We start from the raw sequence: 17,686 nt of genomic DNA on the forward strand, positions 1-17,686 counted from the left end.
TCATGTTTCGATCGTTGTTGTCAGTTGTCGCGCTCGCGTCGATTGCTCTGTGGAGCCCGATGCCGGCGTTCGCGGGTCAGACTGCGCTCACGTCGAACGCAAGCATCAAGAACGACCTCAACTACCTGCTCTACAAGCCTTCGGACTACGACAGCTCCGACAAGACATATCCACTCGTGGTCTGGCTTCATGGCGGGGACCAGGGCGGCAGCGATATCGAAAAGGTCAAAAGGAGCGGGCTGCCGAAACTGATCGAGGGCGGAAAGGAGTTTCCGTTTCTGGTTTTCTCCCCACAGAACCCAAGCGAGGAACTGCTCTATCCGATCGAAAAAGTGGATGCCGCGCTTGAGGACGTCATTGCAAAACACCGCGTCGATCGCAGCCGGATCTACGTGATCGGCTATAGCCGCGGCGGCTTCGGTGCCTGGGCGCTGGCCGAGCAGTTCCCGGACCGGTTTGCGGCCATCGTCCCCATAGCGGGTGGCGGCAATCGCCATTATTTGAACCGGACGAACGAAAAGGCCGCCTTCTGGGTATTCCACGGCACGGATGACGATGTCATTCCGCTATCCGATTCCGTTGTGCTCTATGAACGGCTCAAGGGTCTCAAGCGCAACGTGCGATTGAGCGTGCTCGAAGGCGTGGATCATTCCGGCATCGAGGCAGCCGCGCTGAACGATACCGGGCTGTGGGATTGGCTCCTGAAACAGCGGCTGGAGAGCGCTCCGAAATAACCACCGCTGCAAAAGCGGCTGGTAGGCGGTTCACAACAGCCACCGCGCCGCTATCAGAAGCGCAGTTGCGTCATGGCAGCTCCCGCGAAGACAAGCAGGATGCCTGCCGCCCTCTGCCAGGTGATCGGGTTGGACGGAACGCCGAAGCCGGCGACCTGGTCGATGATGGCCGCCCCGGTCAATTGGCCGAGCACGACAAAGACAAAGAATGCCGCAACACCGACCTTCGGCGCGACCATAAGCGCGCCGATCACGAACAGCGCTCCGACAGCCCCGCCGATCAGCACCCACCAGGGTAGCTCTGCAAAGCGCGACCAGCTGATCGAAGTCTGATCCAGGAGGACCCTGGCAACGCAGACGAGCACCAGGCTGATCGTGATCGAGCAGATGGCGGCCAGCAAAGGGCTTCCCAATATGGCGGCAGCCTGGGCGTTGATCGGCGGCTGCATCGAGATCAATGCCCCCAGACCGAATGCGGCAATCAGATAAAAAAGGGTCACGTCGCTCTCCCATCGTCGGGCAATCACGATCACTTTGTAAAAATCCTGCGGGGCTGACCACCCGGTTCCTGCCTTGTGTTACCGGGCAGTAACATTTCCGTGTAGCGGGGAACCCGCACTTTTTAGCCGCATTCCTTCCGTGGATCGGGAACTTTCGGCGAGGAGGGAAAATCGCGACAGGAGGAACCAGACGATCCTGCAGCTGAACGGGCTGCGGAGTGGACGTTGCTTGTTCAAAATCTGTCGAGGAACAAAGATGTCTCACATTTCTTCCAGGCTACTTATTCTTGCCTCCGTTGTCGCGCTGGTTCCGGTTGCCGACGGTGCACTGGCCGCTGAACGCCATGCGCGCAAAGCGGCCCATGCGATTGCCTTGCCCGACAACAGCATGGCCCGGGCGATCTTCAACCAGGCCGAAGGCGTGGAACAGGGCATACGCTATGCCGCCCAGCTCAACCTGATCGACGCGGCCAAGGCGGGCTCGCTGGCTTCCGAGGCCCGCTCCATCCGCGGCCAGGCTGCACGCGGCGACGGCTCGCGGGAACTGCTGGCAAGGTTGAGCGACGTTTCGCAGAGCCTGCGCGTCGCCACCGGGCAAGGCTGGCGCATCGGTGGCGGCGGTGACGGCGGCTACTATCCGGCGGGATACGATTCGAACTTCCCCAACCGCTGATCCAGATGGTCTTCGGGATACAGCCCGCCCGATGATCGGGCGGGCTGTTCTTGTCATGGACCGGACCGACGGCGGCACCCTCCTGACAGAATGATGTCAGTTTGCCTTGGTTATCCTGGGCAGGTCCGATTCTCCCATCTTGGATGAGTTAACGCCGTTTGCTCGGCGATCGGACGTATCGAAAGAGTTGCGTCGTTGGAGCCAGCAGCAAAGGCTGGATGATCGAAATGTCTGATTTGACCTTGGTGAGCAAAGCGCGGCCGTTGAACGCCGTTCCACATCTCTACGAGCGTACCGTCGAACTGTATCTGAACATCCTGGATATGCAGGACCAGGTCGAAACTGTCAGCCCATTCCAATTGCGCTCGCTCCTGCAGGAAGCCGAACAGGTCGTTGCAGGGCTGATCAGGAAAGAGGCCAATTCGCTCTGACCGTGATGCAATTCCCCGAGTTGCTTTCCAGCAAATCCCAGTGAACTAATGCGCAAAGCGGAGGATCACTCGGCTGCCTGAATCCGACCTGCATCGATGATCGCCCTGATCTCGGAACGGCAGGAGCCGCAGCTGGTTCCGGCGCCGAGTTCCCTGCCGACGGCCTCCAGGCTGTGACAGCCGGAGGCCACGGCATTGGCCAACTGGTTCACGCCGACATTGAAGCAGGAGCAGACGATGCGGCCAGCCGACGGCGTGGCGGCGGGCGAACGACCGGACAGCAGCGCATGGCGGTCGGCCAGGGTGAGTTGCGCCCGGCTGCCGAGCAGCGAAACCAGCCAGTCACGCGCCGGCAACTGTCCCTTCGGGGCGACCAGCAGCGCCTCGGCCATCGCGCCGTTTTCATCGACGGCCGCCGCCCGATAGGTCAGGCCCTTGCGGTCGCGGTATTCGACCAGATGGTCGGGGCTGACCAGCAGCCCGCGCGCCAGCAGAATGCCCTGGTCCGGGGTCTCGGTGCCGCCGAGTTCGTAGACCCAGCCGCCCGCAACGGCCTGCCGGCTCCAGTGCACGAAACCGGTCGGCTTCAGGTCGCGGCGCGTCATCAGCGCGCCCGCCCAGGCGACCTCTTCACGCATGATGCGCACCGGCACGTTCTTCAATTCCGGCTGTCCGGAATGCGGATCGGTGATCGGCGTCGCCAGCGCCCCTGCCCCTGAATTGGCCGCGAAATGGCCGCTCCAGTGCATGGGCAGGAAAGCCTGGCCCGGACGCTGCGCCTCGGTCACGCGAACCTTGGCACGGGCAAAGCCATAACGCGTCGACAGATGCGCGAGATCGCCATCGGCGAGCCCGTTGGCTGTCGCGTCGCGCGGGTTGAGGTCGAGCATCGGCTCCGGCGTGTTCGCCATCAGGCGCGGCACTGCGCCGGTTCGCGTCATGGTGTGCCACTGGTCACGCAGCCGGCCGGTATTGAGCGCGAGCGGACGCTCGGCAGTGACGGCAAGCGCCACGCCTTCCTGCCGCACAGCGACGAAACGAGCGCGTCCGTCAGGGGTCGGAAACCGGCCGCCGGCCAGCAACCGGCCGGCCGGCTTTCCCGCAACCGGCCAGTGACGCGGCTCGAACGTCTCGTAGTCCGCGTCGGCAATATCGGCCAGCGCGCCAAGGTCGAACAGCCGCTCGCCTTGGTTCTCGAAAGCGGAAAGTGCGGCGTGCTCGCGGAAGATCGCGGCGGGATTGGCGAAATCGAAGGCTGCGCCGAAGCCCATGCGAGAAGCGATGTCGCAGACGATGCGCCAGTCGGGCCGCGCCTCGCCCGGCATGGCCAGGAATGGCCGCTGACGCGAAAGCCTCCTTTCGGAATTGGTGACCATGCCGTCTTTCTCGCCCCAGGCGGCGGCAGGCAAAAGCACGTCGGCGAAGCGGGTGGTGTCGGTGCGTGCCACATCGGAGACGACGACAAAATCGCAGGCCTTCAGCGCAGCGCGCACGCGGCCGGCATCCGGCATGGAGACAGCCGGGTTGGTGCCCATGATCCAGAGCGCCTTGACCCGGCCATCCCCAACCGCGCGGAACATATCGACCGCCTTCAGCCCGGGCCTGGTCGCTATCTCCGGCGCATTCCAGAAGCGCGCGACACGGTCGACGTCGGCCCCATTGTCGAAATTCATGTGGGCGGCAAGCTGGTTGGCGAGGCCTCCCACCTCGCGCCCACCCATCGCGTTCGGCTGGCCGGTCACGGAGAAAGGCCCCACGCCGGGCCTGCCGATCCGCCCGGTCGCCAGATGGCAATTGATGATGACATTGACCTTGTCGGTGCCATGCGCCGACTGGTTGACGCCCTGGCTGTAGACGGTGACCACCCGCTCCGTGACCGAGAAAAGCTCGTAGAAAAAGCGGACATCGGCCGGCGCCAGGCCGCAGCCCCTCGCCACATGCTCCACGCTGGGTGCATCGGCGGCGGCCAACGCCACGGCCTGATCGAATCCTGTCGTGCTCGCGGCGATATAGTCCCTGTCCAGTGCGCCGACGTGCGCCAGATGCGCGAGCAGCCCATTGAACAGAAGCACGTCGGTGCCGGGATCGAGCGCCAGATGCAGGTCGCATTCATCGGCCGTGGCGGTACGTCGCGGATCGATCACCACGATACGCGTGCCGCGGACTTTTCGCGCGGCCAACAGGCGCTGGTAGAGGATCGGGTGGCACCAGGCGGTATTCGACCCGGTGAGCACGACTAGGTCGGCTTCGTCGAAATCCTCATAGATCCCGGGCACGATGTCCTCGCCGAAGGCGCGGCGGTGGCCGGCGACCGACGAAGCCATGCACAGCCGGGAGTTGGTGTCGATGTTGGCAGAACCGATGAAACCCTTCATCAGCTTATTGGCGACGTAATAGTCCTCGGTCAGCAATTGCCCGGAAATGTAGAAGGCAACCGAATCCGGCCCATGCTCGGCGATTGTGTCCTGGAACTGCCGAGCGACGCGGTCGAGTGCCATATCCCAATCTGTCCGCCTGCCGGCGATTTCCGGATGAAGCAGCCGTCCGTCCAGACCGATGGTTTCACCAAGCGCCGAACCCTTAGAGCACAGCTTGCCACGATTGGCAGGATGGTCGGGATCACCGCGAACGGAAGTTTCGCCAGCCTTGGCCAGCACGCCGCAACCCACCCCGCAATAGGGACAGGTCGTGTTCACCTCAGCGCCCATACCTATGGTCACTCCGCCGCCTGCAGCATTGCGCCGAGCGCGATCGAAATGCGCCCATCCTCGACCCGCACCGGGATGATCTTCACCGCCCCCTCGTCCGCGCCGAGCGCCTTGCCGGTTTCGAGCGAAAACACCCAGTTGTGCAGCGGACACGTCACGGCGGCGCCGTGCACGATGCCCTGACTGAGCGGTCCGCCCTTGTGCGGGCAGTGATCCTCGATGGCGAAGACGCGATCGTCATGGGTGCGGAAGACACCGATCCTGCCGTTCGGCGTCTTCACGCAGCGCGCGCCGCGCAACGGGATATCGTCGATGGTGCCGATGTCCAGCCAGCTCATCCCGCTCACTCCGCCGCCTGCTGGAAATCGGTCTCTGCCATCGGCCGAAACTCATGCTTGTCCTTGCCCGAGACACGCTCCGACCACGGATCGACCTGCGCGAATTTCTGGCTGAAGACGAAGCGTTCGAAATATGCCTTGCGCCTGTCGGGATCGGCCATGATCTGGCGGCGGATCTCGTCGAGGCCGATGCGTTTTGCCCATTTGTAGATGCGTTCGAGATACCGCGCCTGTTCGCGATACATCTGTACAAGCGCGACGATTGCCTCCATCGCCTCATCCTCGGTGCGAACCAGGCCGAGCACTTCCGTGCCCTTGATGTCGAGGCCGGCGGCACCGGCGAAATGGATCTCGTAGCCGGAGTCGACGCAGATCACGCCGACATCCTTGCAGGTCGCCTCCGCGCAGTTGCGCGGGCAGCCGGAGACCGCCATCTTGACCTTGGCCGGCGTCCACGAACCCCACATGAACTTTTCGATGCGGATACCGAGGCCGGTCGAATCCTGCGTGCCGAAACGGCACCAGTCGGTGCCGACACAGGTCTTCACCGTGCGCAGTCCCTTGGCATAGGCATGACCGGAGACGAAGCCGGCCTGACCGAGATCGGCCCATACCGCAGGCAGGTCTTCCTTCCTGATGCCCAGCATGTCGATGCGCTGGCCGCCTGTGACCTTCACCGTCGGAATCGCGAACTTGTCGACGACGTCGGCGATGGCGCGCAGCTCCGCCGCCGACGTGACACCGCCCCACATGCGCGGCACCACCGAATAGGTGCCGTCCTTCTGGATGTTGGCGTGGACGCGCTCGTTGATGAAGCGCGACTGGTAATCGTCGGCATAGTCGCCCGGCCAGTCAGCGACGAGATAGTAGTTGAGCGCCGGCCGGCATTTGGCGCAGCCGCAGGAGGTCTTCCACTCCAGCTCCTGCATCACCGCCGGAATGGTCTTCAGGCGCTTGGCCTTGATCAGCCGGCGCACCTCGTCATGGCCGAGCTCGGTGCAGGTGCACATCGGCTGCACGGCGGCCGGGTTGTAGGAATCGCCCAGCGTCAGCGCCATGACCTTCTCGACCAGGCCCGTGCACGACCCGCACGAGGCCGAGGCCTTGGTATGGGCACGCACGTCGTCCAGCGACGTCAGACCCTTTTCGGTGATCGTGGAAACGATCTTTCCCTTGCAGACGCCGTTGCAGCCGCAGATTTCCGCATCATCCGCCAGAGCCGCAACGGCCGCCAAAGGGTCCGCGGAAGCGTCCCCCTGGAAGGCCTGTCCGAAGATCAGCGTGTCGCGCATCTCGGAGATGTCGACTTCCTTCTTCTTGAGGTCGTTGAACCAGGCGCCGTCGGCGGTCTCGCCGAACAGCACCGTGCCGATGATCCTGTTGTCCTGCAGGATCACGCGCTTGTAGATGCCGGCCGCGGCATCGCGCAGGATGATCTCCTCGCGGTCCTCGCCATCGGCGAAATCGCCGATCGAATAGAGGTCGATGCCGGTGACCTTGAGCTTGGTCGGCGTGTCGGAATGCACGAAACGCCGGTGGTCGGCACCGGCAAGCTTGGCCGCCATGACCTTGGCCATTTCGTAGAGCGGCGCCACAAGGCCGTAGACACGGCCATCGACCTCGACGCACTCACCGAGCGCGAAGATGTCCGGGTCGGAGGTCCGCATGCAGTCGTCGGTGACGATGCCGCGATTGACCTCGAGCCCGGCTTCCCTGGCGAGGCCGACATTCGGCCTTATGCCGACGGCCATCACCACCAGCGTGGCCGGGATGATCTCGCCGGTGTCGAGCTCGACACCCTGCACCTTGCCGTCGCCGACGATCTGCCTGGTGTTCGCCTTGGTCCTGACCGTGATGCCGCGCGCCTCCAGCTGCTTCTGCAGCAGATAGCCGGCGGCCGGGTCGAGCTGGCGCTCCATCAAAGTGGGCATGACGTGCAGCACGGTGACATCCATGCCGCGTTCCTTCAGGCCGGCCGCCGCTTCCAGCCCGAGCAGGCCGCCGCCGATCACCACCGCTTTGTCGCGCGACTGGGCGGCCAAAAGCATGGCGCCGACATCGTCGAGGTCGCGGTAGGAGAGCACGCCGGGCAGATCCTTGCCGGGCACCGGAATGATGAAAGGCACGGAGCCGGTGGCGATGACAAGTTTGTCGTAGGGCTCGGTCACACCCTTGTCGGAGGTGACGGTCCGGGCTTCCCGATCGATGGCGACGATCCTGTGGCCCTTGTAGAGCATTATGCCGTGCTTGATGTACCAGCCGTCGCCGTGGATGACGATCTCCTCGTACGCCTTCTCGCCCGACAGGACCGGCGACAGCATGATGCGGTCGTAATTCACGCGCGGTTCGGCGTTGAAGATGGTGATCCGGTAGCGATCGGGTGCGGCTTCGAGCAGGTGTTCCAGCATGCGTCCCGGGGCCATGCCGTTGCCGATTATGACGAGTTTCTCTGTCATGGTTTCTGGCTCCGCTATTCGGCTGGCGAGACGGCGGCCTGTTCGGCCAGCGCGCGGGCCTGCTCCATGCGCAGGATGGCGAGGTGCATCCATGCAAGGCAGGCGGCCACGATGACGAAAAGCAGCATGAAGCAGCTCGACCAGACATCGGTCAGGTCGTTGAGCGCGCCGAAGGCAATGGGCAGGAAAAAGCCGCCGAGCCCGCCGATCATACCGACGAGGCCGCCGACGGCGCCGACATTGCCGGGATAGTAGACTGGGATGTGCTTGTAGACCGCTGCCTTGCCGACGGCCATGAAGAAGCCGAGCACGAAGGCCACGGCGATGAAGGCGACCCAGCCGATCTCGAAATGGAAGGAAACCGGATCGCTGATGCCACGCACCGTGAAATCGGCCGCAGGCAAAGCCAGCACCGCGCAGCACACCGCCGAGACGACAAAGGTCCAGTAGAGCACCATACGCGCGCCGATCCTGTCCGACAGCACGCCGCCATAGGCGCGGAAGATCGAAGCCGGGATCGAGTAGGCCGCGCCGACCATGCCGGCCGTGGCGATGTCGAAGCCGTAGACGCCGATCAGGTAGCGCGGCAGCCAGAGCGCCAGCGCGACGAAACCGCCGAAGACGAAGAAATAATAGAGCGCGAAGCGCCAGACACGGACATCCTTCAACGGCTGGAATTCGGAAAGGAAGCTGCGTGGCTGGCCGGCGCCGGTGATGCGGCGCTGGCGGATCACCGGATCATCCTCGGTCGCGAACCAGAAGATGCATGCCATGAAGCCGAGCATGCAGGCCCAGATGATCGCCACGTCCTGCCAGCCAAGCGCCAGCATGACGAAGGGCGCCAGGAACTTCGTGACCGCGGCACCGACATTGCCGACGCCGAAGATGCCGAGCGCCGTGCCCTGCCTCTCGGGCGGGAAGAAGCGCGAGACATAGGCGACGCCGACGGCGAAGGAACCGCCCGCCAGGCCAACGCCGAGGGCCGCGACCAGCATCTGCGGATAGGTCTGGGCGAAAGCCAGCAGGAACGTTGCGAGTGCGGCCGCCAGCATGGTGGCCGTATAGACCAGGCGGCCGCCGAAACGATCGGTCCACACGCCAAGCACGATCCGGACAAGCGAACCGGAGAGGATCGGCGTGCCGACGAGAAGGCCGAATTCGGTCTCGGAAAGCCCGAGCTCCTGCTTGATGCGGATGCCGATGATGGAAAAGATCGTCCACACGGCAAAGCACACCGTGAACGACAGCGTGGATAGGGTCAGTGCATGCGTGGCTGCCGGGTCCCGGCCCTGTCGGAAAGATACGCTCATTCTTCGCTCCGTATTCGGCAATCGCCGCCGTGCGGTTGAAAACAAAAAAGGCTGCCGAACAGGCCGCCCGCGTCCGTACATCCGGGAGCGCGTGGTGACCTGAACGGCAGCCTTGCCTGGTGCGCCCGTCATTGGACGCAGAATTCGTGGCCCAGCCCTGGGCCTCACTTGTTACGAAGCAGGATGCGTGCCAGTTTCAGATGACAGCGTTTTATGCAACAAAATCAATGTCGATCCGTGCTTCAGCCAAAATGATCATCTGTCAGCACTGGCAAAACTTCCGGCAGACGGCATCTCGCAATGCACAAAAATGATGCAGCGCGAAAGACTGCCTACGTTTTCAACCCGACAGGAAGCTGACTGCGGATATAGGCCTCGACGCGATCGGGATCGAACACCTGTCCGTCGAAGAAACCATCAGGCCCGAGCACCAGGCTGGCGCCTGCCGAACCGACAGGCGTTTCCGTCACGAGCGCGCCTTCGACCTTGGCATTGGCTCCAGGCAGCGCCACGCCGAGATCACGCAGGGCCTGCCGATAGAGATCAGGGCGATAGGATTCGCGCGCGGCGGCTTCGTTGGCAGGGGCCGCCTCGACCTGGCCCCAGCGGACCATCTGGCTGTAGAACCAGAGCGCATGGCTCTTCCACGGAAAGGTGGCGGCCTTGGCGTGCGGCAGGAAGAAATCCTGCGTCGCGACCTCGCCGCCGTCGCCGGTGCGGATCAGCCCGGTGAGCGCCGGCTTCAGCCATTCGGCGGGGCAGTCGACAAAGGCCGGCCTCGCCATCAGTTCCGCGAGTTCGCCATGGTTGCCGCTGTCGCCACACCAGGCGGCGGCACGGTAGAGCGCCCGTAACAACGCCGACAATGCCTCGGGCTGTTCCTCGGCCCACTCAGCCGCAACACCCAGCACCTTTTCCGGACTGGAGCGCCAGATCCCGGCCTTGGTGGTGACGATGCGGCCAACGCCTTTGGCGACCGCCGCCGTGTTCCAGGGTTCGCCGACGCAATAGCCGTCAATGCGCCGGGCGCCGAGCGCATCGGCCATGAAGGACGGCGGCACGATGACGATCTCGATATCGCGCTCGGGATCGACGCCGCAGGCGGCAAACCAGTAACGCAATTCGTAGTTATGGCCGGAATGCGGATGCACGACGCCGAAGCGCAGCGGCGCCCCGTCGGTGGCCTTTCGGCGCGCGACGACGGCAGCCAGCGATGCCCCGGTGGAGCGGGGATCCAAATCCGACGCAGCGTCCTGGGCCAGCATCTCGTCCCAGAGCGCACGCGAGACGGTGACCGCATTGCCGCCGAGGCCCAGCGCCATCGGCGCGATGGTGCGCGCAGCGAGCGGTGTCAGGCCGAGATTGCAGGCGATCGGCATCGGCGCCAGCATATGCGCGACGTTGAAATGGCCGACGGCCAGGCGGTCGCGGATGCTTGCCCAGGAATTCTCCCGGGTGAGATGAAGATCGATGCCTTCGTCGGCCGCGAAGCCCAGTTCGCGTGCGACAACCAGCACGGCGCTGTCGAGCAGCGGCAGGAAACCCGCGGATATCTGATGGCTCCGGCTCATTGATCGTCTCCAGCGCCCAGCAGGCCCGCGGCGGTGACAAGGCTCTGCGCCACGTCACCGATCTTGCGGTTCTGGTTCATCGCGGTCTTTCGCAGCAGGGCGTAGGCTTCCTGCTCGGAGAGCCCGCGCGATTTCATGAGGATGCCCTTGGCGCGCTCGACGGTCTTGCGGCTCTCCAGTTCGGTGCGCGCTTCCTCGAGTTCGCGTTCCATCCGCGAAAACGCATTGAAGCGGCTGATCGCCATGTCGAGGATCGGCTTCACCCTCTCCTTCTTCAGCCCGTCGACGACATAGGCGGACACGCCGGCATCCACCGCCGCCTCGATCGAGGCGGTGTCGGAACGATCGACGAACATGGCGATGGGCCGCTTCACCGCGCGCGACAGCTGGAACATGTTCTCCAGCATGTCGCGGTTGGGATTCTCGATATCGATGACGATGACGTCCGGCTGAAGCGCCGCGATGCGGGCGGCGATGCCGGTGACGTCGTCGACAAGCGTGACCTCGGCATGGCCGGCCTCGCGCAGCCCGGCCTCGATGATCGCCGCGCGGATGCGGTTCTCATCGATGACAAGGATGCGGAGCGCGCTGGCGAGCATGCGCCACTTTTGCCGCGCATTTGCTGCAATGCAACAAAAATAGAAGAAGGCGCTCACAGGCGCTTTGGCGATTCACGCCATCCGGCACAGGCCAACCCAACCATGGGTCGCCTGCCGAAAACAACCGCGAATTGCAAGTCATGAGCCGGCGCGGAGCGATTATCCTTGCTGCCGATCAATACTCAGTCGCGATCAGTCGGGCGAACCTGCCCTCTGCCATGACAGCACGGTTTTCATCAATCCCGATAGCCACCACTCGCCATCGCTTACCGGCTGAGAAAATATGTGACTATGCCAGGCCCGAGAAAATCGCGAAAAAGCATAGCGTGATTATTGTCGCTTGCCAGCGCGAGATCCAGGGGGGTTGTTCCAGACTTCGATGGAAGCGATCCAAAAACGTCTTCAGGATTACCTCCGCTCCGTGACCAACTCGAACCTGACCCTGGGCGGGTCGAGGCGCGACATGGAACGGCAGTTGGCGGCCAACGATGAAACCGTTCGCAACCCACGATTGACGCTTGGAGATCTCGGGCGAAGCAGCGAAACGGGGCGGCTGGTTGCAGCGCTGAAACCTCTGTCCGCCACGGGACGCTCCGCAACCTTCGTCTGCCCGCACTGGGGGAACTATGTCGCGACATTCACGTCCATCGCGTTTCAGCTTCCCGACGAATCCAGGTTCATCGCATTTCGCGGGGACGACTGGGGAGAAAGCGAGGGGCTGTTCTGGAAATACCTGAACCAGCTGAGCCGAAGGGAGGTATCCATCTATCACACCGATCAAAGGCGCATCCTTGCAAGCATCGTCAAGGAGATGCGCAACGGCACACATCTGTTCGTGCTCTTTGATCTGTTCAGGAAATACGGAGAAACTGCTCCGATCCGTTTCTATGACGCGGAACTGCACGTCACAATCGGCTGGGCAAAGCTGTGTTACCTTGCCCAATCAGTGGTGGTCAGCGTCGGTCCCGCCTCGTTGCAGCGGCCGGATATCCTCATTCTCGATGTCATAGACCCGAGGAACTCTTCGACACAGGAGCATTTTGTCGGCGAGTGCATGCGCGCGCTGAGCCGAAGCCTGGAAATCCTTGTCCACGAGAACCCGGGCTACTGGTTCATGTGGGAGCACCTGGACAAGTACGGTCGACAATGAACAAGCCGATCTTCCGAAGCGAGGCCATGCAGTCCCTGGAGACAACCATGTCCCAGGCGACACAGGACCCTCGCCTGCAGCGGCCAAACCGGGCTGTCTATCTGGCTGTTTTTCTCTCGGCTCTTCTTGTCTGCGTCTGTTTTTTCCAGATCTCCCTGGGGGTCTCGGCCAAGGGAATCCTGCGTCCGGCCGGGGCCAGCACGCCGATCGTGGCGGAAAGAGCCGGCGTCCTCACTTTCGTGGCTTCGGAACGGAAGCCGGTCGTCGCCAGCGCGGGGCAGACCATAGCGAGCATCCGGAATCTCGATCTCGTGACAATGCGCCGCGCTCCGAATTTGCAATACAGCCTGGCGGATCTGGCCGAGCGGCGAAAACGCGCGGAAGCGAGCCTGGAAAATCTTCGCGGCAGCTTTGCCGCCCAGGCGGCGGAAAGCGTGCAGATGGAGAAGAGCCTCCAAGCGCTTTCGAACGGCTTGAACGAACTCCAGCCCGTCTATGACCAGGACCTGAAGCGCCTGACATCCGAACTCGACCAGAAGCGGCGCCTGATGGACCAGGGGCTGGTGCGCAAGGAGCAGATCGATGTCATCCAGAACCTGCTGACCGAGCGCACGATCCAGGCGCGTGAAACGCGGCTGAGAGAAGCCAGCATCATCACCCAGCTTTCCGAATTGCGCGTCAAGCGCGGCGAACGCGCCGACGCCTACGAGCGCGACAGGCTCGCCCTGGAAAACCAGCTCTCGGAGATCAAATCGGCGCAGACAGCCGAACCCGAACTGCAGACCATCGATGTGGTGATGCCCAAGGCGGGAACGATACTGCCGCGCGGGTTTGCGGCGGGCCAGACCGTCAAGAGCGGAGATCTTCTGTTCGACATCACCGACGAGAAGGAGGACTACCTCTTCGAAGTCGACGTGCCCGCGCCCCAGATCGGCGAGTTGAAAGAAGGGCTTTCCGCCAAGATAGAGGTCACAGCTTACCCGTTTTCGGAATACGGGTTTGTCGATGGTCGGGTTCGCTACTTCACGCGCGCACCCAATGAGCCGATCAGCTTCAGCACGAATTTGCCCACCGGTTCGAATTTTCGCCTGATCGTCGAGCCCGATCCGGCTTCATTCAAGGCTTTCCTCAAAGAAAAGGCGATCGTCCCCGGCATGGAAGTCACCGTCCATATCCGCAAGGAGAAGGTCGCGATCTGGCGACTTCTTCTAAAGCCATTGCTTCGGTTCCAGTCCCGTGTTTCAGCCTGATCTTTCCTGGCGGCGCAGGATTACGCCCATCAGACAGGCTGAAAGCCACGAATGTATCCTGGCTTGTGTTGCCATGATCGCCGGATTTTATGGAAGGCGCCTGACGCTGTCGCAGCTGCGCACCCAATTCCCCTCTTTGGGGCGTGGGGGCACGTTGCGCGACATGATGGAAATAGCGCGCCGTCTCGAATTGAGCCCGCGCGCGGTCAGGGCAGACTTGTCAGCCCTGGAAGGGCTGCGCCTGCCTTGCGTCGTGCACTGGGATTTCAACCATTTCGTCGTTCTGGAGAAGGTCAACCGGCAGAAAGTTCAGATCGTCGATCCGGCAATAGGGCGGCAGACGATCGATCTCGCAATTTTCTCGCAGCACTATACCGGTGTGGCGTTGGAGCTGGTTCCTTCGCCGCAATTCAACGACGCCGCCCAGGATGCGGATTCCAGGAAGCCAAGCGCCAGTTTCATTCCGGTCAAGGCCTTCGCCAAGCCGATCGTCCAGTTCGTCGCGATCTCGATCCTTGCGCTCGCCTTCTCGCTGGTTTCCCCACTGGCCGTACAGATCATCGTCGACGAAGTCATATTGAAGGACGATCGCGATCTGCTGATGCTGGTGTGCCTCGCTTTCGTATTCGCCAATGTCACGGGCGCCATCGCGACATACGCGCAAAGCCTGCATCTGCTTCGATACTCGGCGCTGACCAGGTCGCAAATCACCTATCGATTCCTGGAAAGGCTGCTCTCGCACCGATGGTCCTATTTCTCGCGGCGCAACCTGGGCAGCTTCGTTGCGCAATACAACTCGCTGCATTTCCTGGTGAGCTTCGTCGTCAAAAGCGTCGGCGCCCTTATTTCCGATACGCTGTTCATTTCCGTCGTCAGCATCATTCTTTTCCTGATCGAGCCGAAGATCGCGCTGATCGTCTTCGTCATCAATCTGGCCGTCGTCGGGATGCGGATCGCCTTGCTCAATCAGGCCCGCAGGCTCCAGGACAACGACGTCCTCGAACGGTCGAAAGAGGAAGCCTTCTTCGTGGAATCCATACGAGGAATCTCTTCCGTAAAGGCCAACAAACTGGAATTCCTTCGCCTCGAAGGCAATCTCGACAGGACGATCAAATCAACGAACGCGTCGTTCGGGCTTGGTTTGTTCACGACGCGATATGCGCTTTTCCTGAGCGTCGTAAAAGCATTCGAAATCATAATCGTCCTTTATTTCCTCGCGCTTGCGGTCATGCAGAACATGATGAGCGTCGGCATGATGTATGCCTTCTATGCATACCGACAATTCCTCGACCAGCGTCTTTCCAACTTCGTCGAGTCGGTCGGAGACGTGCTGAACCTGCAAGTCCACAAGGATAGGCTGCAGGAAGCCTTTCAGGTTGAGGAAGGCACGGAAGAAAGCGTCGACATCGGTTTCTTCATGCGCTTCAAGGGCGCGGTGGCCGTCGAGGGGATCAAATACGCGGTCGACAACAGAAGACTGCCCGTCCTTGAGAATTTCTCTGGATCCGCGAAAGCAGGAGAATTCGTCCACGTCGCGGGACCTACGGGGGCAGGGAAGACGACGCTTCTCAAGATCATCCTGAACATCATCAGGCCTGACAACGGCGTCATCCTTGTCGACCAGATCCCCATTTCGGAAGGCAATGTTTCGGTGCTGCGAAACAGCGTGGGCGTGGTCCTGCAGGAAGACACGCTTTTCAAAGGCAGTATCGTCGAGAACATCTCGCTGTTCGACGACCGGCTCGACCTCGGCCGCGTGGAGGAATGCTGCAAGCTCTGCCATATCCACGATGAGATCGCGCGGCTGCCGCTCGGATATCAAAGCGAGGTTGGCGACCTGGGCTCCAACCTGTCCACCGGCCAGCAGCAGCGCCTCCTGCTTGCCCGCTCTCTCTACCGCGATCCGCCGATTTTGATCTACGACGAGGCGACCGCAAACCTGAATTCAGAAATCGAAGAGAGCATTCTTGCGAACCTGAAACAGCTCAACAAGACCATCATCTTCGCGTCCCACTCGAACCTGGTGGGCGGTCACGCAGACCAGGTGTGGCATATCAAATAGCCTATCTCAGATATCTGGCAGCCACACCGTAGATGTCAAAGGACCCGGCCCGGCCGCCAAGATTCCTTGCCAGGAACCTTTCGATGGCGAGCGCGCGGCGCAGCTTGGTTTGCCATTTCGTGTAGATGTGGCCTTCGCCGGCGAAGTACATGGCCGTGACGGGTTTGCCCAGGGATTTCAGGGCGCGTTGAAACATGATGGAATGTTCGACACCAACGACCTGATCCTGCTTTCCCGCCAGGATCAGGATGGGGCCCGTGATGTCCTTGGCGCGCGTCAGCGGCGAGTTGGCCCGCATCTCGACAAGGTCGGCGGGGTCGTCGACGTCACCGAAGTAACGCTTCACCTCCTCCACGTGCAGCCCCCAGGCCGAAGGAGTGTTCTGCATACAATGCACCAGATCCGTGATCGCATTTTCGATGATCGCCGCTTTGAACAGGCCGCGGTCGCGCGCCATCGCCAGGGCTGCCGCATAGCCGCCATAGCTGGCGCCCATCACGGCCAGATTGTGCTGGTCGGCAATGCCTTTGGCGATCAGCCAGTTCGCGGCATCGACGACGTCGTCCTGCATCGCCTTTCCGACTTCACGATATCCCGCTGCCCTGAATGACTTTCCATAACCCGTGGACCCCCGGAAGTTGACCGACAGGACCGCGTATCCACGGTTGGCCAGGAACTGCAGGTCGGGATTGTAGCTCCAGCCCTGGCGTTCCGCCGGTCCGCCGTGGATCACGACGATCGACGGCAGGTTTTGTTGCCCCACCCCTGAGGGCAAAGTGAGGAAAGCCGGAATTTCCAGGCCATCACGCGCCGTGAAGGAGACCGCCTGCGTCTCGACAAAAACATCCCTGTGCTTGTGAAGCGGATGTTTGGCGAGTTCGGTTTCAGTGCCACTCTCGAGATCGTAGAGCCGATATTCGAACGGCTTTTCGCGCCAGGACCGGGCGACGGTGACGAAGCGGCTGTCACGCGATCGCCCCAGCAATTCGAGATCGACGGGATTGTCTCCGTCCAGCATCAGGCGATCGACAGCCTCTCCGGTTGGCGTGAACGCGCGCAGCCGCGGGCGGTCGTCGTCGAAGACGACGAAATCCGGCCGGCCGGCATCCTTGCTCAGGTGAACGGCATCCTTCACGTCGACCCTGGGATGATCGGCAATGACAGTCTCTTCAGCGCTCTTGGGATCAACGCTGACGAGGGCAGTCCGATCGCGGCCACGATCGGAAATGGCAATGAGCGGCGCACCTCTTTCAACCGCACCGATCAGGCTGAATGTATCGCCGGGTTCGACCGTGAGCAGCGTCCGCCAAGGCTCGTCTTGTCCATCACGCAGGAGAATGGCGGTTCCTGTGTCTCGAAGACGATCGATCCTTGCCAGGGGCACGGACTGATCGTCCAGCAGCCAACCGAGTGTCCGTCCGTCATTTTCGACCAGGACGGCATGGGAGCGGCCATCCTGGCTGACCGTGAACAGGTCGAAATAAGCCGGATCCCTGTCATTCGAAGCGACGATCAGCGGCGCATCGGCATGGCCCGGCAGCTTGTCTATCCGCCAGTTTCTTAACCCCTGGGGCGTTGTGTCGACCCAATGGACCCGTTGGGGCTTGGCAGGGTCGATCCTCAACAGGCGCCCGCCTGCGAAGACGAGCAAAACAGGCTCAAAAGGGTGCCAGATAAAGGTGTCTACACCGGGAACGGTTATGGCGACGGGCGCACGCAGCCGGTCGGCGGTCTTGCCGACATACAGAACGGTCCTGGTCCACTTGATCCCGTACCATGCGACCATCGCCCCATCGCAGGACGGTGCGTAACCCCACTTGCTGTTTGTATTTGCGAAGAAATCGCGAGCTGGAATGAGCGGGGGCGACAAGTCGGCACGTGGCGATTGATGGAGCATGAACCGA

14 protein-coding genes are annotated in these 17,686 nt (G+C 62.1%); 6 read left to right on the forward strand and 8 right to left on the reverse strand.

The annotated features are described in order from the left end of the window. Positions 1 to 2 precede the first annotated feature (2 nt). Positions 3 to 734, forward strand: a complete 732-nt coding sequence (locus AO692_RS03255; protein ID WP_054308606.1) for an alpha/beta fold hydrolase — start codon at positions 3 to 5, stop codon at positions 732 to 734. A gap of 53 nt (positions 735 to 787) precedes the next feature. Here AO692_RS03255 and AO692_RS03260 read toward each other — a convergent pair whose 3' ends face one another. Next, positions 788 to 1,234 carry a DMT family transporter gene (locus AO692_RS03260; protein ID WP_054308607.1) on the reverse strand — a complete coding sequence of 149 codons (447 nt, stop codon included), beginning with the start codon at positions 1,232 to 1,234 and terminating at the stop codon, positions 788 to 790. A gap of 256 nt (positions 1,235 to 1,490) precedes the next feature. Between AO692_RS03260 and AO692_RS03265 the strand changes: the two genes are divergently transcribed. Next, on the forward strand, positions 1,491 to 1,907 hold the full coding sequence (locus AO692_RS03265) for a hypothetical protein (RefSeq protein ID WP_054308608.1): 417 nt from the start codon (positions 1,491 to 1,493) through the stop codon (positions 1,905 to 1,907). Between the two features lie 227 nt (positions 1,908 to 2,134). Further along, positions 2,135 to 2,338, forward strand: a complete 204-nt coding sequence (locus AO692_RS03270; protein ID WP_152979697.1) for a hypothetical protein — start codon at positions 2,135 to 2,137, stop codon at positions 2,336 to 2,338. A 65-nt stretch (positions 2,339 to 2,403) separates the two neighbouring features. On the opposite strand, the gene AO692_RS03275 is transcribed toward AO692_RS03270, so the two are convergent. From AO692_RS03275 to AO692_RS03300, 6 genes are all read right to left on the reverse strand, one after another. Then, positions 2,404 to 5,046, reverse strand: a complete 2,643-nt coding sequence (locus AO692_RS03275) for a nitrate reductase (RefSeq protein ID WP_054308610.1) — start codon at positions 5,044 to 5,046, stop codon at positions 2,404 to 2,406. Between the two features lie 8 nt (positions 5,047 to 5,054). Continuing rightward, positions 5,055 to 5,384 (reverse strand): nitrite reductase small subunit NirD, encoded by a 330-nt coding sequence (gene nirD, locus AO692_RS03280; protein ID WP_054308611.1) that lies wholly within the window; start codon positions 5,382 to 5,384, stop codon positions 5,055 to 5,057. A 5-nt stretch (positions 5,385 to 5,389) separates the two neighbouring features. Further along, positions 5,390 to 7,840: a nitrite reductase large subunit NirB gene (nirB, locus tag AO692_RS03285; RefSeq protein ID WP_054308612.1), complete on the reverse strand. Its 2,451-nt coding sequence runs from the start codon at positions 7,838 to 7,840 to the stop codon at positions 5,390 to 5,392. Between the two features lie 14 nt (positions 7,841 to 7,854). Next, positions 7,855 to 9,150: a nitrate/nitrite transporter gene (locus AO692_RS03290; protein WP_054308613.1), complete on the reverse strand. Its 1,296-nt coding sequence runs from the start codon at positions 9,148 to 9,150 to the stop codon at positions 7,855 to 7,857. A 332-nt stretch (positions 9,151 to 9,482) separates the two neighbouring features. Further along, the gene (locus tag AO692_RS03295) at positions 9,483 to 10,721 is read right to left on the reverse strand and encodes a CmpA/NrtA family ABC transporter substrate-binding protein (RefSeq protein ID WP_054308614.1); all 1,239 of its coding nucleotides are present in this window, start codon (positions 10,719 to 10,721) and stop codon (positions 9,483 to 9,485) included. Then, complete coding sequence (locus tag AO692_RS03300) at positions 10,718 to 11,320, reverse strand: ANTAR domain-containing response regulator (protein ID WP_054308615.1); 603 nt, start codon at positions 11,318 to 11,320, stop codon at positions 10,718 to 10,720. Before AO692_RS03300 ends, AO692_RS03295 begins: the two co-directional genes overlap by 4 nt. A gap of 379 nt (positions 11,321 to 11,699) precedes the next feature. Between AO692_RS03300 and AO692_RS03305 the strand changes: the two genes are divergently transcribed. Genes AO692_RS03305 through AO692_RS03315 form a run of 3 tightly spaced genes read left to right on the forward strand, consistent with a single transcriptional unit; the run spans position 11,700 to position 15,782 of the window. Further along, the gene (locus AO692_RS03305; protein ID WP_152979698.1) at positions 11,700 to 12,470 is read left to right on the forward strand and encodes a hypothetical protein; all 771 of its coding nucleotides are present in this window, start codon (positions 11,700 to 11,702) and stop codon (positions 12,468 to 12,470) included. 47 nt (positions 12,471 to 12,517) lie between these two features. After that, the gene (locus AO692_RS03310; RefSeq protein WP_161808036.1) at positions 12,518 to 13,720 is read left to right on the forward strand and encodes an HlyD family efflux transporter periplasmic adaptor subunit; all 1,203 of its coding nucleotides are present in this window, start codon (positions 12,518 to 12,520) and stop codon (positions 13,718 to 13,720) included. Further along, a complete protein-coding gene (locus AO692_RS03315; RefSeq protein WP_082407195.1) occupies positions 13,707 to 15,782 on the forward strand; it encodes a peptidase domain-containing ABC transporter in 2,076 nt (691 codons plus the stop codon). Before AO692_RS03310 ends, AO692_RS03315 begins: the two co-directional genes overlap by 14 nt. Position 15,783: 1 nt before the next feature. Here the strand turns inward: AO692_RS03315 and AO692_RS03320 are convergent, their stop codons facing one another. Further along, positions 15,784 to 17,568, reverse strand: a complete 1,785-nt coding sequence (locus AO692_RS03320) for an alpha/beta fold hydrolase (protein WP_161808037.1) — start codon at positions 17,566 to 17,568, stop codon at positions 15,784 to 15,786. Between the last annotated feature and the right edge of the window lie 118 nt (positions 17,569 to 17,686).

It is taken from the genome of Mesorhizobium sp. 1M-11 (assembly GCF_001303895.1).
GTDB lineage: Bacteria > Pseudomonadota > Alphaproteobacteria > Rhizobiales > Rhizobiaceae > Mesorhizobium.

Excerpts from the sequence above, each read along its gene's own strand:
- AO692_RS03255 (WP_054308606.1), top strand. The coding sequence starts at position 3 with ATGTTTCGATCGTTGTTGTCAGTTGTCGCGCTCGCGTCGATTGCTCTG.
- AO692_RS03265 (WP_054308608.1), top strand. The coding sequence starts at position 1,491 with ATGTCTCACATTTCTTCCAGGCTACTTATTCTTGCCTCCGTTGTCGCG.
- AO692_RS03270 (WP_152979697.1), top strand. The coding sequence starts at position 2,135 with ATGTCTGATTTGACCTTGGTGAGCAAAGCGCGGCCGTTGAACGCCGTT.
- AO692_RS03275 (WP_054308610.1), bottom strand. The coding sequence starts at position 5,046 with ATGGGCGCTGAGGTGAACACGACCTGTCCCTATTGCGGGGTGGGTTGC.
- nirD (WP_054308611.1), bottom strand. The coding sequence starts at position 5,384 with ATGAGCTGGCTGGACATCGGCACCATCGACGATATCCCGTTGCGCGGC.
- nirB (WP_054308612.1), bottom strand. The coding sequence starts at position 7,840 with ATGACAGAGAAACTCGTCATAATCGGCAACGGCATGGCCCCGGGACGC.
- AO692_RS03290 (WP_054308613.1), bottom strand. The coding sequence starts at position 9,150 with ATGAGCGTATCTTTCCGACAGGGCCGGGACCCGGCAGCCACGCATGCA.
- AO692_RS03295 (WP_054308614.1), bottom strand. The coding sequence starts at position 10,721 with ATGAGCCGGAGCCATCAGATATCCGCGGGTTTCCTGCCGCTGCTCGAC.
- AO692_RS03300 (WP_054308615.1), bottom strand. The coding sequence starts at position 11,320 with ATGCTCGCCAGCGCGCTCCGCATCCTTGTCATCGATGAGAACCGCATC.
- AO692_RS03305 (WP_152979698.1), top strand. The coding sequence starts at position 11,700 with ATGGAAGCGATCCAAAAACGTCTTCAGGATTACCTCCGCTCCGTGACC.
- AO692_RS03310 (WP_161808036.1), top strand. The coding sequence starts at position 12,518 with ATGTCCCAGGCGACACAGGACCCTCGCCTGCAGCGGCCAAACCGGGCT.
- AO692_RS03320 (WP_161808037.1), bottom strand. The coding sequence starts at position 17,568 with ATGGTCGCATGGTACGGGATCAAGTGGACCAGGACCGTTCTGTATGTC.